A 14,586-nucleotide genomic window follows, 5' to 3' on the forward strand; every position below is an offset into this window, starting at 1 on the left:
AGAATCTATTTCACTGTTATCTCGGATTCCAATAATAGCCTTTATAGTTCTCTTCGTTAGAAATTTTAGATTTGCTTGTGGTTAGATAATTAACATCTATCGCTTTCGTATGACATAATTTTACGATGGCACTGCCCACCAAACCTGTAGCTCCTGTAATTAATACGCGCATCTTGTTTTTTTATAAAAATACGATTTGATTGACGTAATAGTCATGGCTTTAAGTAAGGTTTAACACAAATAGGGGATGGGATATAAAAAACCTGAAATGGTATGACATTAAAGTGATCTATTTCTTTATCGCTCTTAGCATATGCCGTTTTCCAGGTGGGCCATTTACTTTCTCGACAGTAAAACCAGCAGACATCATGGCGCGTCTCGGCATGACCTTGTGCACAATAAGTAACTAAAACACCCTTTGGTTTCAATGCTTTGTACATAGTGTTGAACATCACTTCCGTCCATAATTCGGTTGTACTCGAGGACCAAAAGCGTCAAAATAGATGAGGTTAAACTGATTGGTATAATTAATTTCCGAAAATGGACGTAGTTCTTTTTTTAGCTGAAAGTATTCTGAAAAGGCACAGGCTTTTTCCCAGTCACAACGGTGAAGTTTGTCAAATAATGCAGCACTGTTAGTAAGGTCAACAGCTTCCGCATAATTAAGCTGTTTAAGTTCTGATAACGCAATAGGAAAGCCTTCAATGCCTGTGTAGCTAATTTGTATTTGCTGCTTTTCGGCTTCGGCTAAAGTGAGTAAAGCATTCAACCCAGTACCAAAACCAATTTCTAAAAGGGTTGTCGTATTGGACTTTTTGTCAAAGCTTTCAGAAGCTAAAAAAAACGCTAAACCTTCTTTTAAATAGACGTGTAGCGCTTCTTGAATGGCTCCATGGATGGAATGGTATTGCTCATTCCACTCGGGAATATGTATGGTTTTTGAACCATCATTAGTGGTAATGATTTCGCGTTTCAAATTATTCCTTTAATAAGACGCCATCCGCCTCAAAAGAGTAGGTGCGTTTTGGAGCAGTAATGGCTGCGATTTCTTCTTGCGAGGCCCCTTTGTCTTCAGCATAATGTTTTTGTTCATCTACAGAAACTTCTTTAACGTAAGCTTTTCCGTTAATGATGACTTCTTTACCGTCGATGTCTTTTGGCATAAAAAAGGCGTAATCTTTAAATTTAACCATGACCTCGTCATCATTTCCTAAATCTAAGGTCATCCAACACCCTTTCGCTTTACATACTTCATTTACCTTGGCGATCATTTTAGCAGGAATACTATCACCTACTTGCATGCTCTTATAATGTTCAGCCATGGATTGTACTGCTACCGCATCGTCTGCGATAATTGCATCTCCGAAAGATTGGTACTCCACTTGAGTTATTTCTTTAGAGGTTTCTTCTAGGTTTGTCTTTTTTTCTCCTTTACAAGCAAAAACAGTGATTGCTAGAGCCAAGGTTAATATGTGATTTTTCATGTTTATCATTTTTGATTCTATCTTTCAAAGATAGTATTTAAAGGTTAAATTTATATTTTCTAACGCTTAATTCTGTATTTTTGCATCCTAAAGTTAACCAGATTTTATGAAAACCATGACGAAAAACGACATCAAGATAACTAAAACTAACACATCTAAAATTAAGAATACTGACTTTAATAACTTAGCATTTGGTCAGGTGTTTTCAGATCATATGTTGGTGTGTGATTATAAGGATGGGAAGTGGCATACTCGTGAAATTGTCCCTTATGGTCCAATTACTTTAGATCCTGCGTCTAAAATTTTTCATTATGGTCAATCTATTTTTGAAGGAATGAAGGCGTATAAGGATGCTAATGGTGAGGTGTTTTTGTTTAGACCCATGGAAAATATTAAACGCTTAAATATTTCAGCGAAACGTTTAGCCATTCCGGAATTACCTGAAGATTATTTTTTTGAAGGATTAAAAACGTTATTACATGTTGAAAAAGATTGGATTCCAACGGCAGAGGGAAGTTCGTTATACATAAGACCCTATATTTTTGCGACTGGTGCCGGTTTTCATGCGTCTCCAGCGAATGCTTATAAGTTTATTATTGCTTGTGCGCCATCTGGTGCTTATTTTTCAGGAAAAGTAAAGGTTTTAATAGAAGAGAAATATTCGCGTTCTGCTAATGGTGGTGTTGGTTTCGCTAAGGCGGGCGGTAACTATGCTGGTCAATTTTATCCTACTCAATTAGCTAAGGATAAAGGGTATCATCAAATCATTTGGACAGACGATACGTCTCACGAATATATTGAAGAAGCGGGGGCAATGAATATTTTTGTTCGAATTAATGACACCTTAGTGACTGCGCCTGTAAGTGACCGTATTTTAGATGGAGTGACCCGAAAAAGTATATTAGATATTGCCAAAGCTGAAGGGATACAAACGGAGGTAAGAAAAATTAGCGTGAAGGAATTAATCGAAGCCTCTAAAAATGGAAGTCTTAAAGAATTATTTGGCGCTGGAACGGCAGCGGTAATTTCTCCTATTTACTGGTTTTGGATTTAGAGATGAAGATTTTGAATTACCAACATTAGAACACACGTTTGCAGACCGATTGAAAAAACGAATCATAGATATTCAAACCAATAAAGCTGAAGACCCCTTTGGCTGGAGAGTAGCGGTGAACTAGTTAGACGTTTGGTTTTCTACCGCATGTTTTTTACTAACGATTTAGGACTACCATTGCAAGAACGGTGACAAAAAACAGTCTTGATTACACTTTTAGAGCTTCTAATTTCCCTTGATATGCTTTAATCTCATCCCGTAATTTTGCTGCAATTATAAAGTCCAATTGCTTAGCTGCTTGTTCCATCATCTTGCGTTTTTCACGAATTTTCTTTTCTAATTCAGGTTTGCTTAAATACGCGCTTTACGGCTCTGCAGCTCTTGCGGCTTCCAATTCATAACTGTAGGTGCTCACCGAATTTTTACTCAGGGCACTGTTTAAACTTTTATTTAAAGCCGTGGGCGTGATGTTGTTTTCTGTGTTGTAAGCGATTTGCTTTTCACGTCTGTACTCCGTGTCGTCAATTGTTTTTTGCATGCTGTTCGTTATTTTATCTGCATACATTATCGCTTTTCCATTTAAATGTCCGGCGGCGCGACCAACGGTTTGCGTTAAAGACCTGTTGGAGCGTAAAAAACCTTCTTTGTCTGCATCTAGAATAGCGACCAGGGAGACTTACGGAAGATCCAAACCTTCACGTAATAAGTTCACACCCACTAACACATCAAAGATCCCAGCACGCAAATCTTGCATGATTTGAACGCGTTCTAAGGTGTCTACATCACTATGAATGTAGCGTACACGAATACTAATTCGACTGAGGTATTTTGTTAATTCTTCAGCCATTCTTTTAGTTAATGTGGTGACTAAAGTCCGCTCATCTTTTTCTGTACGTACTTGAATTTCTTCAATTAAATCATCGATTTGGTTTAAGCTTGGTCGGACTTCTATTATAGGGTCTAATAACCCGGTAGGACGAATAACCTGCTCCACATAAACGCCATCTGTTTTTTGTAATTCATAATCGGCAGGAGTAGCACTAACGTAAACTACCTGATTCTGAAGGGCTTCAAACTCTTCGAATTTTAAGGGTCTGTTGTCCATTGCTGCAGGCAATCGAAACCCATATTCCACCAAATTTTCTTTCCGGCTTCGATCGCCACCATACATGGCATGTACTTGAGAAATGGTCACGTGACTTTCATCAACAACCATTAAGTAATCGTCTCGGAAAATAGTCTAATAAACAAAACGGTCTTGTGCCGGGTAATCTACCATCTAAATAACGAGAATAGTTTTCAATACCGGAACAGTAGCCTAATTCGCGAATCATTTCCAAATCGAATTCTGTACGTTCCTTGAGGCGTTTTGCCTCTAAATGTTTGCCGATGTCTTTAAAATAATCGTGCTGTTTGACTAAATCATCTTGAATGTCTTTTATGGCGCCTTGAAGCACATCTGGTGATGTTACAAACATATTAGCAGGATAGATGTTTAATCGGTCATATTCTTCAATAACTTTATTGGTTTGAATATTGAACTGCTCAATCGTTTCAATTTCATCACCGAAAAAATGTATGCGAAAGGCATCGTCTGCATAACTCGGAAAAATATCTACAGTATCCCCTTTTATTCTGAAATTACCATGTTTAAAATCGGCTTCTGTACGGGAGTATAGACTTTGTACTAATTGGTGTAATAATTTGGTTCTTGAAATTTGCTGATCGCGTTTAATGGTAATCACATTTTTTTGAAACTCAACAGGGTTTCCAATACCATACAAACAAGACACAGAGGCTACCACCAAGACATCACGACGGCCGAGAGAGGAGGGAAGATGTGGTGCTCAAACGCATCTTTTCTATCTCTTCATTTATTGATAAATCTTTTTCTATATAAACACCAGAGGTTGGGATGTAAGCTTCGGGTTGATAGTAATCGTAGTAAGACACGAAATACTCTACTGCATTTTCAGGGAAAAATTGTTTGAATTCTGAGTATAATTGGGCAGCCAATGTTTTATTATGTGCTAAAACCAACGTGGGTTTTTGTACACGCTCTATAACATTAGCCATAGTGAACGTTTTACCGGAACCGGTAACACCAAGCAACGTTTGATATTTTTCGCTAGCGTTTAGACCATCAGTCAATTGTTGAATGGCTGAAGGTTGATCACCAGTTGGACTAAATTCGGATTCAATTTTGAATTTCATGTCGCTAAATTAAGGAATATCCAGCAGTAATTATTTGAAGAAAAAGTTAAGGTTTTGCGTGTGGGGCTCAACGCTTTAAATATTAAAGGGCATTATAAAGAATGACGCCACCTAAAATAAAAGCAAAAGGAGCAATGCGTCTTATATATAGGGGTTTCAATACGTCGGAACTTTTCATTGAGAAGCGGTGGTGTGCTTTTCTTGGAATAAAGTAAAGGATCAAGGATGTCACTACCATGATCCACCCAAATAGCTGAAATGCTTCTGGTATTTTGGAGGCTTCAGAATGTATAATTAATGCTATTGCTGGAATTAAACGGAGGGTTATTTCTGTATAATTAATAACGTTTGTGCTTCCCGCTTTTCTTAAAGTGGCTCTAGCTTTATTAGGAGCAAATAACATGACAAAGCCAATGAAGATTATAAATAGCCCGAATAGTATTACAATCCATTTAGTAATTGATAGTATCATAGTTATAATATTGGAATAAACTACTGGCTAATATTTAGTTATATAATTTTAAACTAAAACGTAATAAGTAAATTAAAAGGATCATTAGTTTTTGAAATATTGTGGTATTAACTGGAGCAGCTCTTCTTTATTAATTGGTTTTGAAATATAATCGTTACATCCCACTCCTATTGTTTTTTCTCTATCCCCGGAAAGTCCGAAGCCGTCCGGGCTATAATTATAACGTCTTTGTTTAGTTCTCGAATTTGTCGAGTGGCTTCATAACCATTTAGTTCAGGCATTTGAATATCCATTAAAATTAAATCAATATCGGGATTTTTTTGAAATATAGCAACCGCTTCTATACCTGTTACGGCCTCTAATATAACTGAACTATAATTTTTAGCTATTGCGGTTATTAACAGTCGTGATATAGTATTGTCCTCGACAATTAATATTTTTAATTTTAGTGGTTTAGAGTTCCCTTCGCCGAAGTTTTTTTAGAGAAGTTTTCTTTTAGTTTAAAGGTTTTTTCTTTATGAGGTGTGTTATAAGGTAAGGTGAAGTAAAATACAGATCCTTTCCCTTCTTCACTTTCAATCCAAATTTTACCGCCAAGCATTTCAACATAGGCTTTGGAAATAGATAAGCCTAATCCAGCACCTTGAAAGGCCATTCTATTTGAAATATCGGCTTGTGCAAAACGTTTAAAAATCTCTGTCTGCCTCCCTTTTGGTATCTCAATCCCTGTATCTTTCACATAAAATTCCAGTACCTCAGCATGGTTCTCTTTTTTTAAATCATAACCTATTTCGATCGCGCCTTTTTCGGTATGTTTAATAGCGTTCTTGACAGGTTGGTAAGAATGGAATACACTTTTTCTCCGTCGGAATGAATAAATATTTCGGTATTAGATAAGGTGTTTTTAAATGAAAAATCCACGCCTTTTCTTTCTATCTCGGGTTTAAAAAAGTTATAGATAAATTCCATTTTATCATTGATATCCAAAACATGGATATTCGCTTCCATAAGTCCAGATTCTATTTTAGAAATGTTAACAATGTCATTAATGATATTAAGCATTCTTGTACCACTTTTTCTTATGATTCTGATATATTTTTTCTGTACGTCCCCTGTCAATTCAGGTTCTTCTAGAAGATCAGCAAAACCAAGAATGCCATTCATGGGTGTTCTTATTTCATGACTCATATTGGCTAAAAATGCTGATTTTAGTCGATCGCTTTCTTCAGCATTTTCCTTTGCTAAAATTAACTCTGCTGCCCGTTTTTCTTTTTCTTCGTTTTGAAAGATAAGCTCTTTATTGGCAGTAATCAATTCTGCTGCACGCTTTGATTTCTCATTATTTTGGAAAACAAGCTCCGTATTTGCAACCACTAATTCTGCTGCACGTTTTGCTTTCTCATTATTTTGAAAGGCAAGTTCTATATTCGCGACAACCAGTTCTGCTGCACGCTTTGCTTTTTCTTCGTTTTGAAAGATGAGCTCTTTATTGGCAATGATCAATTCGGCGGCCCGTTTTGATTTCTCATTATTTTGGAAGACGAGCTCAATATTTGCGATAACTAGTTCTGCTGCACGCTTTGCTTTTTCTTCATTAAGAAATTTGACTTCCAAATTAGCAATTATTAATTGGGCTGCGCGTTTTGCTTTTTCTTGGTTTTCTAATGAAATGCCTTGGAGGGCAATAGCGAGCTCTTGCATAAGTAGCACCCGTTTTTTATCATCAATGTCCTTTATGGATATTAAAAATTCTTGTTGTAATTCTTTTAACTCATCACGTATGACCTCTTTTGATTTGTCTTGATTATTCATTTTGTTACTTTAATCCGGCAAAATCACATGATGGTTGAAGGAAAACATAGATTGTAGATCAATGACCTACTAAATACAAAAAATAGTTTAGGAAAACTTTATGTTTTTTGCATTTTAGACATTTCCTATGATTTTTATCATGAATAACTACTAAAAAAAAAACAGGTATCGGAGAAATCTTTTTGTCAGGATGAAAGATGGAGGGCTATTTATAACCATGCCACAGAGCCAAGAATTTATTATTCATTAGTTCTGTCTTGTATTTTTAAAATGGGTGTTTCACCCATTTATTGTTATGCAATGGAATCAATAAAAATAAAATACTTAGCGTTTTAATGTAAAATGGCCTGTGTATTGTTTGCCGTTTGGACGACTTATAAGAAACCAATAATCGTTAGTTGGTAATGCAGCCCCGTTAAAAGTACCATTCCAGCCTGTAAGTGGATTGACTTGAGATAATAATTTACCATAGCGATCAAAAATCAGAATTCTTAAATCGGTATTAAAGCGCTCGCTGACTCCTAAAGGTTGCCGAGATGTCATGATAACCATCACCATTGGGTGTGAAGAATTTTGGGAAGCCTAATATGGAAAATTCGACTGATGCGCTACCACAACCCTTTTTATCTCTTACGAAAAGTGTGTGAAAACCAGGTTCTATCCCCAAAAAGGTGTTGGCATGTTGATAAATATCTGATTCCGTATCCAGAGCAAACTCATAATCACCGTCACCCGAAACAGTCACTGTTACCGTATTGTTTGTCGTTAATTCTGTAAATGCTATACTTTCAATAGTGGGTGCGTTGGAAGGAGTTAAGGTGACCTCTCTTGTGTTTGAGCAGCCATTAGGAGACATTACTATTACCGTGTAGATTCCAATGTCATTAGCTTCAATAGTAGCCGATGTCATTCCGGTGTCAGTCCCGTTAAGAAACCATTGGAAAGAATAACTGCTAGGCATGCCATTAGTGATGCCGCTTTCTAAAGTCACGGTTTCAGGAAAGCGATTTATGCAATAAATAAAAGTTTGATCGGGCATTAATTTGGGGGTAGATAATACCCTTAATGTGAGCTCTGTAATGGCATAACATTGATTGGTATCTGTAGTCACTTTTACAGCAATAGTTTGACTCTGCTGAATTGTATTATCAAAGTTGCCATCTATACTATTGTTTTCCGCGAAGGCGTCAGTAATAGAAGTGTAAAATGTGATGTTATAGTTTGCAGGTACTAAGGGTTCAATTTCAGAGCGAATGTCATATAAATTAAAAGTTGTAAAACCATCTATAGTAGCATCATCGCAGGTATTAAAATCCGGCAGATTCAAAGTGTTTGTTGAACGGTCTAGCATGATCTCTGCTATTGCTAAACACCCGGTGTTGAGATCAAATACCTCAGCAAAAACAGTTTGCATGGGACTGATATTATTATAGTTATTAGGATTTTGGATGGGGTTGATTTGCATTTCGGCATCCACCATGCTCGTATAAAAAGCCATAATTCCTAAATCAGGATTATTTTGAGTGACCGCATCTAAAGCGTTAAACAAATTATAAGACGTTAAACCATCTTGATTGTCATCACAAGCAATCAGGCTAGAATTTGTCACGGTAGGATTAGGGGAGTATTCTATCACAATTTCTCCAACAGAGATACAACCATTTTCTAAAGTAACCTCCACAGTATAGGTGCCACTGGCAGTGACCTCAAAAGTACTACTGATTTGTGTGAGTTGCTCAACACCGTCTATAAACCACTTATAAGTATTTATACCGGGTTGGAAAGCATCTAATGTTATTCGGTCATTTTCACAGACACTCGTGTTTGTGGCAACCAATTTATCTCGGACCTAAATCGGTGGTCAATTTAAAACTACCAGCTTCCAAAAACACCGCAGAATCGAACCTGTAGTTTTGCTCATCGGCAATTACTAATTTCACATGGTACGTTTCGTTAGGAATGGTGTTTGCCGTTGCCGTCAATACGGTAGTTTGTCCATTAAAGTTAATGGGCGCAGTGGCCCCATTAAAACTTTCGAAATAAGCCTCGTTTTGCGCAGCACAACCATTTGGTATTTCACGGATGAACCGTAGTTACCTTTACTGGGGTTTGCGTCCCAGGAACAAGGGCAATATTGGTATAATCTGTTTGTGAAACGGGGCGGATAAGAAAGCCAAACAAATCTGAATACTGACAGGTATTTGGATCCCCTTCTTGGTATTCTTCCGAAGCAAAAATATATCTAAAACTTATTTGGTTTGCAACGGAAGTAAAATCAAATTCAAGAATGGTTGCATTTATAGTATTCGATTCTTGAAGGGCCATTTCTAAATCGGGATCTCCAGTCCAGTTGGGAGCATCGTCATCACTTAATGACGTATTTGGACCTTGCACATTAGTTAATCTTCCTGTGCTTAAAACAAGGCCGGATTGAAAAGGGAAAGTCGTTCCTGTAGCGTCAAAAAAACCATAACTCCGGTCAGTACCATTAAAGTCCCCTCCAACGGTATTTGTAACAGTAACATTAGAAATACAGTTACTATCAATTAATATGTTTTCAATAAGTTCTTGAGAGGAGTAGGTCCGGCTATCTACAGTAATATTTTGAGATTGTGCAGACATCACAAACAGAAACGATAATATTATAAGGCCTTTTCTTATCATAGCAGCAACGGGCAAAGATATATAAGAAGACAGATAATAAAAATAAAAATAATGTTAAACCTTTTTATTAATGGTATGCCAATGGTCTGTTTCACTCCACCTTATGAGGGTAGGCAAAGATAAGAAATGCCTAATGTTGGATGTTGTGACCTAAATCAAGGTAAGTTCGATTCCTTTTTTTCTATCGTTTTAGAGTAAAATGCGCTGTAAAAGTCATTTTTTTATCTGTTTTTGGTTCTCTATATTCTACAGTAAACCAGTAATCACTGGTTGGCATGGGATTGCCATTATAAGTACCGTCCCATCCTTGACCCGTTGGGCTGAGTTGTTTGAGTAATTTACCATAGCGGTCGTAAATGTAAATCACCGCATCGGGCTGATTGTCTATAGCATAGATATTCCAGTTATTGTTATATTCGTCGCCGTTTGGGGTAAAAAATAAGGGGTAGTCAATAACTAAAACCGTGAGACTATTCTCACTACAGCTGTATGCATCACGCACCCTTACGATGTGTTCTCCAGCTGATACATTTGTAAAAGTATACATAAAGGGATTTGCGGCATTAGACTGCCATGGCCCTCCATCCGGACTAAATTCGTAACCAGCAACATCATTGGTCATTGCTGTATTCACTGTTACTAAGATGTTATGTTGCTCTGAAAAAGCTAATGTTGTTAGTTCAGCAGTAACTATAGGGTTTGCATCAACAACAACGATTTCAAAATTTATAGTAGTGATTGAGCACCCTGTGGTGTTATTCTCAACCCGTACATAAACGGTCTGTGGGTTATTTGCAGTGCTGTATGGACTCATCAAAGCAGCAATATTATTATCTGCATCCAGTTGGGTTTCGTGGTAGCTGAGCGTAAAATCAGCAGGGTTTTGAGTTCCTAATACTTCAGCATCAAATTGTGATAAATCGATTTCTGGACTATTGGGGGTATCACTGCATGAAACAAAATTAGTAACTACATTGTTTTGTGGTAAAGGATGCACGATTAAATCCATGTTAGCAATACCAAAACAGTCGTTTGCATTTTCCACACGAATAAAAATAGTTTGCAAGAAAGGTGTTGAATTGGTATAGTTGTCCGGCAATTGATTGATTTCAAATTGAGCATCCGAAGCGGTTTCGTAATAGGCAACTGTTGACCCTTGAGGAACGTTAGTTAATATTAATGGGTCAGCATCAGAAAGTGTAAACGCTGTCAAGCCATCATAATCATTGTCACATTCACTTAAATCCGTATTCCCTATGTCTGTTGCAGTCACTTCAAGGGTATATTCAGCAGTTATAAAACAACCTGTGGTTTGGTTTTCAATACGAACGTATATCGTTTGTGGATTTGACGTATTTGTAAAAGGAAAGGGGGTTACTGGATTCATGCCGCTTTGAGCTTCAGCAAGAGTTAAATAATGTGTGTAATTGAAACCCGTGGTGTCACCACTAATCATCACATTTTCATTAGCTTCATTTAGATTATATTCTGTAAAACCATCTGGTGTACCATCCTCATCACACTGCACTAATATGGCGTTTTGTACTTCCGGTAACGCATGCACGACAATATTAAAGGAGCCCGTTTCGGTACAAAGTGTCGCTGTGTTTTCTAAACGATAATAGATTGTTTGCGAATTTGTACTCATATTCGTGTACGTAGAGGGATTGGGTATACTATTTATGTTAGCCTCTGCATCGCTCTGTGATTCAAAATAAGTAATGGTTACATTTTGACCATTTATTAGTGCCGTGTCTTGAGTGCTTAGGTCAAATGAAGCAAAGCCATTGGCGCTATCTCCATCAGTAGCATCATCACAGACGCCGTAGTCCGGAACGCTTGTGATGGTTGGGTTTGGAAGAACTTCTATACTGAAAACTTCAGTACTATAGCATGCCGTGTTATTATTGTTATCAATCCTTACAAAAATAGATTCAACAGCATAAGCTATTTGATTCATGTATGAACTAGGTAATGCATTAGTATCATTGTCTGCATCTACTTGATTCGTGTGATATGTTACTGTGTAGTTAGTTGCAGACTGACTTCCTAAAGCTATTGCGTTTAGGGCGTTCAGGTCAAATATTCTAAATCCATTATCATTATTGTCACAAAGAGCTTGATCAGGAATAGAATTTACAGTTGGTACTTCATGGAAGTCTATAATAAACTCGATAATAGAGATAACGGCTCCATCAGCATCAATAGCTTCAGCACTATAAGTAGCATCCGGAGCGACAACATTACTTAAAACTGGTCCAGTTTCTGACAATGGCGAACCGTCTTTACTCCATGAATAAGAAGTGGCATCAGTAGTTGTAGCGTCGAGAGCGACAACGTCGCCATCACAATAGTTAAAGGTGTTTATAATTGAACAGTCTGTAGAGCCTGACCCACTAGTGCCACTGTTTGTTTGTTCTAATTGAATATACCCTGGCAAATTGTCATAATTCGTAATAAGTAACACATATATTTCTCCGGGTATGCCGTTAGTTATAGTGAAATTTTCTACAGATGAAGGCGAGTAACTGCAAGCAATGGTATTGATAGCAGATAATTGATCACAAACATTTGTTGTTGTAAAGGGGCCATATGTTATGAAGTCTACGTCAAGACCTGTTCCCGTAAAATCAGGCTCTGTGTTTTGGATGATATTAAAATTTAATTCTCCGGATTGGTCAATTTGAATAAAATACCAAGCTGGATTTGGTTGACTACCGAGACAGCCATAATTGGGACCTATCTCTGCCTCGCCTGTATCAGAAGTGTTGGAGAAAACTAAAGAGGAATCTCCAGCACAGAAAGGCTCGGCTTGATCACAGAACGATCCTTGTGCTATTGATAAACCTGAGAATAATAATGTTAATATTAGAATTAAATATTGCAAATATAATTTCATTTTGTCTTTTTTCAATTAATTGAACCTGAAAGTTAGTTCAGGTTGGTGCTTTGCACGTAATGCCTTGAATCTTTTAAATTCATCTTTGGTAAGTATCTCGTAAATTTCTAATGTCTGAGATTTCAGAAGAGTGTTGAATTTATTAGGGGTAAGTGTCGTATCAGTAAGCTTTTCTTTATAGGATTTAATTATAGCTTGAAATTTTATAGAAGTATCTGCATTTAGTTCTAATGTTCTAATATATATTTTTACTACGTTGTTAACTCCGATTTTTCTTCTTGAGAAAATCCTTTGAAACATAGGGTAAGAAAAATAAAGAGAATAAGTCTTTTCATAATGAGGTGTTATATTTTTGATCTGTTTAAAGTGCAAATACACTTAAATTTAGTTATTCTAATTCAAAGCTAATACAATGATAAAAAGATCTATTTATATAAATCATTTTATATAACTAAAATCCTATATAAAATCAAAGAAAAGATACGAGACCTCCGAATTTTATTTTTAGAAGGGTTTTTTTTATCGTTTTAGGGTAAAATGCGCTGTAAAAGTCATTTTTTTATCTGTTTTAGGTTCTCTATATTCTACGGTAAACCAGTAATCACTGGTTGGCATGGGATTGCCATTATAAGTACCGTCCCATCCTTGACCCGTTGGACTGAGTTGTTTGAGTAATTTACCATAGCGGTCATAAATATAAATCACCGCATCGGGCTGATTGTCTATAGCATAGATATTCCAGTTATTGTTATATTCGTCGCCGTTTGGGGTAAAAAATAAGGGGTAGTCAATAACTAAAACCGTGAGACTATTCTCACTACAGCTGTATGCATCACGCACCCTTACGATGTGTTCTCCAGCTGATACATTTGTAAAAGTATACATAAAGGCGTTTGAGGCATTAGACTGCCATGGCCCTCCATCCGGACTAAATTCGTAACCTGCAACGTCATTGGTCATTGCGGTATTCACTGTTACTAAGATGTTATGTTGCTCTGAAAAAGCTAATGTTGTTAGTTCAGCAGTAACTATAGGGTTTGCATCAACAACAACGATGTTAAAATTTATAGTCGTGATTGAGCACCCTGTGGTGTTATTCTCAACCCGTACATAAACGGTCTGTGGGTTATTTGCGGTGCTGTATGGACTCATCAAAGCAGCAATATTATTATCTGCATCCAGTTGGGTTTCGTGGTAGCTGAGCGTAAAATCAGCAGGGTTTTGGGTCCCTAATACTTCAATATCAAATTGTGATAAATCGATTTCGGACTATTGGGGGTATCACTGCATGAAACAAAATTAGTAACTACATTGTTTTGTGGTAAAGGATGCACGATTAAATCCATGTTAGCAATACCAAAACAGTCGTTTGCATTTTCCACACGAATAAAAATAGTTTGCAAGAAAGGTGTTGAATTGGTATAGTTGTCTCGGCAATTGATTGATTTCAAATTGAGCATCCGAAGCGGTTTCGTAATAGGCAACTGTTGACCCTTGAGGAACGTTAGTTAATATTAATGGGTCAGCATCAGAAAGTGTAAACGCTGTCAAGCCATCATAATCATTGTCACATTCACTTAAATCCGTATTCCCTATGTCTGTTGCAGTCACTTCAAGGGTATATTCAGCAGTTATAAAACAACCTGTGGTTTGGTTTTCAATACGAACGTATATCGTTTGTGGATTTGACGTATTTGTAAAAGGAAAGGGGGTTACTGGATTCATGCCGCTTTGAGCTTCAGCAAGAGTTAAATAATGTGTGTAATTGAAACCCGTGGTGTCACCACTAATCATCACATTTTCATTAGCTTCATTTAGATTATATTCTGTAAAACCATCTGGTGTACCATCCTCATCACACTGTACTAATATGGCGTTTTGTACTTCGGTAACGCATGCACGACAATATTAAAGGAGCCCGTTTCGGTACAAAGTGTCGCTGTGTTTTCTAAACGATAATAGATTGTTTGCGAATTTGTGCTCATAT

Annotated in this window: 13 protein-coding genes and 3 pseudogenes; 1 reads left to right on the plus strand and 15 read right to left on the minus strand. The window is 36.9% G+C overall.

The annotated features are described in order from the left end of the window. Positions 1-16: 16 nt before the first annotated feature. The 3 genes and pseudogenes from N7U66_RS22285 to N7U66_RS18570 all read right to left on the minus strand — a co-directional run bounded on the left by N7U66_RS22285 (position 17) and on the right by N7U66_RS18570 (position 1,484). Positions 17-172 (minus strand): NAD-dependent epimerase/dehydratase family protein, encoded by a 156-nt coding sequence (locus N7U66_RS22285; RefSeq protein WP_313791307.1) that lies wholly within the window; start codon positions 170-172, stop codon positions 17-19. A gap of 117 nt (positions 173-289) precedes the next feature. Next, a pseudogene (mnmD, locus tag N7U66_RS18565) lies at positions 290-976 on the minus strand (tRNA (5-methylaminomethyl-2-thiouridine)(34)-methyltransferase MnmD). A gap of 1 nt (position 977) precedes the next feature. Then, the gene (locus N7U66_RS18570; protein WP_267676447.1) at positions 978-1,484 is read right to left on the minus strand and encodes a DUF4920 domain-containing protein; all 507 of its coding nucleotides are present in this window, start codon (positions 1,482-1,484) and stop codon (positions 978-980) included. Positions 1,485-1,599: 115 nt separating this feature from the next. On the opposite strand from N7U66_RS18570, the pseudogene N7U66_RS18575 reads away from it, so the two are divergent. Then, positions 1,600-2,662: pseudogene (locus N7U66_RS18575) on the plus strand (branched-chain amino acid aminotransferase). Between the two features lie 84 nt (positions 2,663-2,746). Here the strand turns inward: N7U66_RS18575 and uvrB are convergent. From uvrB to N7U66_RS18635, 12 genes and pseudogenes are all read right to left on the minus strand, one after another. Next, a pseudogene (uvrB, locus tag N7U66_RS18580) lies at positions 2,747-4,752 on the minus strand (excinuclease ABC subunit UvrB). An 82-nt stretch (positions 4,753-4,834) separates the two neighbouring features. Then, positions 4,835-5,224 carry a hypothetical protein gene (locus N7U66_RS18585; RefSeq protein WP_267676448.1) on the minus strand — a complete coding sequence of 130 codons (390 nt, stop codon included), beginning with the start codon at positions 5,222-5,224 and terminating at the stop codon, positions 4,835-4,837. A 167-nt stretch (positions 5,225-5,391) separates the two neighbouring features. Then, on the minus strand, positions 5,392-5,661 hold the full coding sequence (locus N7U66_RS18590; protein ID WP_313791543.1) for a response regulator: 270 nt from the start codon (positions 5,659-5,661) through the stop codon (positions 5,392-5,394). A gap of 8 nt (positions 5,662-5,669) precedes the next feature. After that, positions 5,670-6,104, minus strand: a complete 435-nt coding sequence (locus tag N7U66_RS18595; RefSeq protein WP_313791544.1) for an ATP-binding protein — start codon at positions 6,102-6,104, stop codon at positions 5,670-5,672. Then, complete coding sequence (locus N7U66_RS18600) at positions 6,011-7,036, minus strand: sensor histidine kinase (RefSeq protein ID WP_267676449.1); 1,026 nt, start codon at positions 7,034-7,036, stop codon at positions 6,011-6,013. The genes N7U66_RS18595 and N7U66_RS18600 overlap by 94 nt, the downstream gene beginning before the upstream one ends. Positions 7,037-7,360: 324 nt before the next feature. Beyond that, a complete protein-coding gene (locus N7U66_RS18605) occupies positions 7,361-7,588 on the minus strand; it encodes a T9SS type B sorting domain-containing protein (RefSeq protein WP_267676450.1) in 228 nt (75 codons plus the stop codon). Next, entirely contained in the window at positions 7,539-8,873 is a 1,335-nt protein-coding gene (locus N7U66_RS18610; RefSeq protein ID WP_267676451.1) for a hypothetical protein, read from the minus strand. The genes N7U66_RS18605 and N7U66_RS18610 overlap by 50 nt, the downstream gene beginning before the upstream one ends. A gap of 1 nt (position 8,874) precedes the next feature. After that, entirely contained in the window at positions 8,875-9,018 is a 144-nt protein-coding gene (locus N7U66_RS18615) for a choice-of-anchor L domain-containing protein (RefSeq protein ID WP_267676452.1), read from the minus strand. Between the two features lie 94 nt (positions 9,019-9,112). Next, complete coding sequence (locus N7U66_RS18620) at positions 9,113-9,700, minus strand: choice-of-anchor L domain-containing protein (RefSeq protein ID WP_267676453.1); 588 nt, start codon at positions 9,698-9,700, stop codon at positions 9,113-9,115. 181 nt (positions 9,701-9,881) lie between these two features. Further along, complete coding sequence (locus N7U66_RS18625) at positions 9,882-12,599, minus strand: T9SS type B sorting domain-containing protein (protein WP_267676454.1); 2,718 nt, start codon at positions 12,597-12,599, stop codon at positions 9,882-9,884. A 519-nt stretch (positions 12,600-13,118) separates the two neighbouring features. Further along, positions 13,119-13,751: a T9SS type B sorting domain-containing protein gene (locus N7U66_RS18630; protein WP_267676455.1), complete on the minus strand. Its 633-nt coding sequence runs from the start codon at positions 13,749-13,751 to the stop codon at positions 13,119-13,121. A 195-nt stretch (positions 13,752-13,946) separates the two neighbouring features. Next, positions 13,947-14,396: a hypothetical protein gene (locus N7U66_RS18635; protein WP_267676456.1), complete on the minus strand. Its 450-nt coding sequence runs from the start codon at positions 14,394-14,396 to the stop codon at positions 13,947-13,949. Between the last annotated feature and the right edge of the window lie 190 nt (positions 14,397-14,586).

The sequence above is a fragment of the Lacinutrix neustonica genome, assembly GCF_026625145.1.
Taxonomy (GTDB): domain Bacteria; phylum Bacteroidota; class Bacteroidia; order Flavobacteriales; family Flavobacteriaceae; genus Lacinutrix; species Lacinutrix neustonica.

What these genes read in the sequence shown, in the direction of transcription:
- N7U66_RS22285 (WP_313791307.1), bottom strand. Translation starts at nt 172, where the DNA reads ATGCGCGTATTAATTACAGGAGCTACAGGTTTGGTGGGCAGTGCCATC.
- N7U66_RS18570 (WP_267676447.1), bottom strand. Translation starts at nt 1,484, where the DNA reads ATGAAAAATCACATATTAACCTTGGCTCTAGCAATCACTGTTTTTGCT.
- N7U66_RS18585 (WP_267676448.1), bottom strand. Translation starts at nt 5,224, where the DNA reads ATGATACTATCAATTACTAAATGGATTGTAATACTATTCGGGCTATTT.
- N7U66_RS18600 (WP_267676449.1), bottom strand. Translation starts at nt 7,036, where the DNA reads ATGAATAATCAAGACAAATCAAAAGAGGTCATACGTGATGAGTTAAAA.
- N7U66_RS18605 (WP_267676450.1), bottom strand. Translation starts at nt 7,588, where the DNA reads ATGGTTATCATGACATCTCGGCAACCTTTAGGAGTCAGCGAGCGCTTT.
- N7U66_RS18620 (WP_267676453.1), bottom strand. Translation starts at nt 9,700, where the DNA reads ATGATAAGAAAAGGCCTTATAATATTATCGTTTCTGTTTGTGATGTCT.
- N7U66_RS18625 (WP_267676454.1), bottom strand. Translation starts at nt 12,599, where the DNA reads ATGAAATTATATTTGCAATATTTAATTCTAATATTAACATTATTATTC.
- N7U66_RS18630 (WP_267676455.1), bottom strand. Translation starts at nt 13,751, where the DNA reads ATGAGTCCATACAGCACCGCAAATAACCCACAGACCGTTTATGTACGG.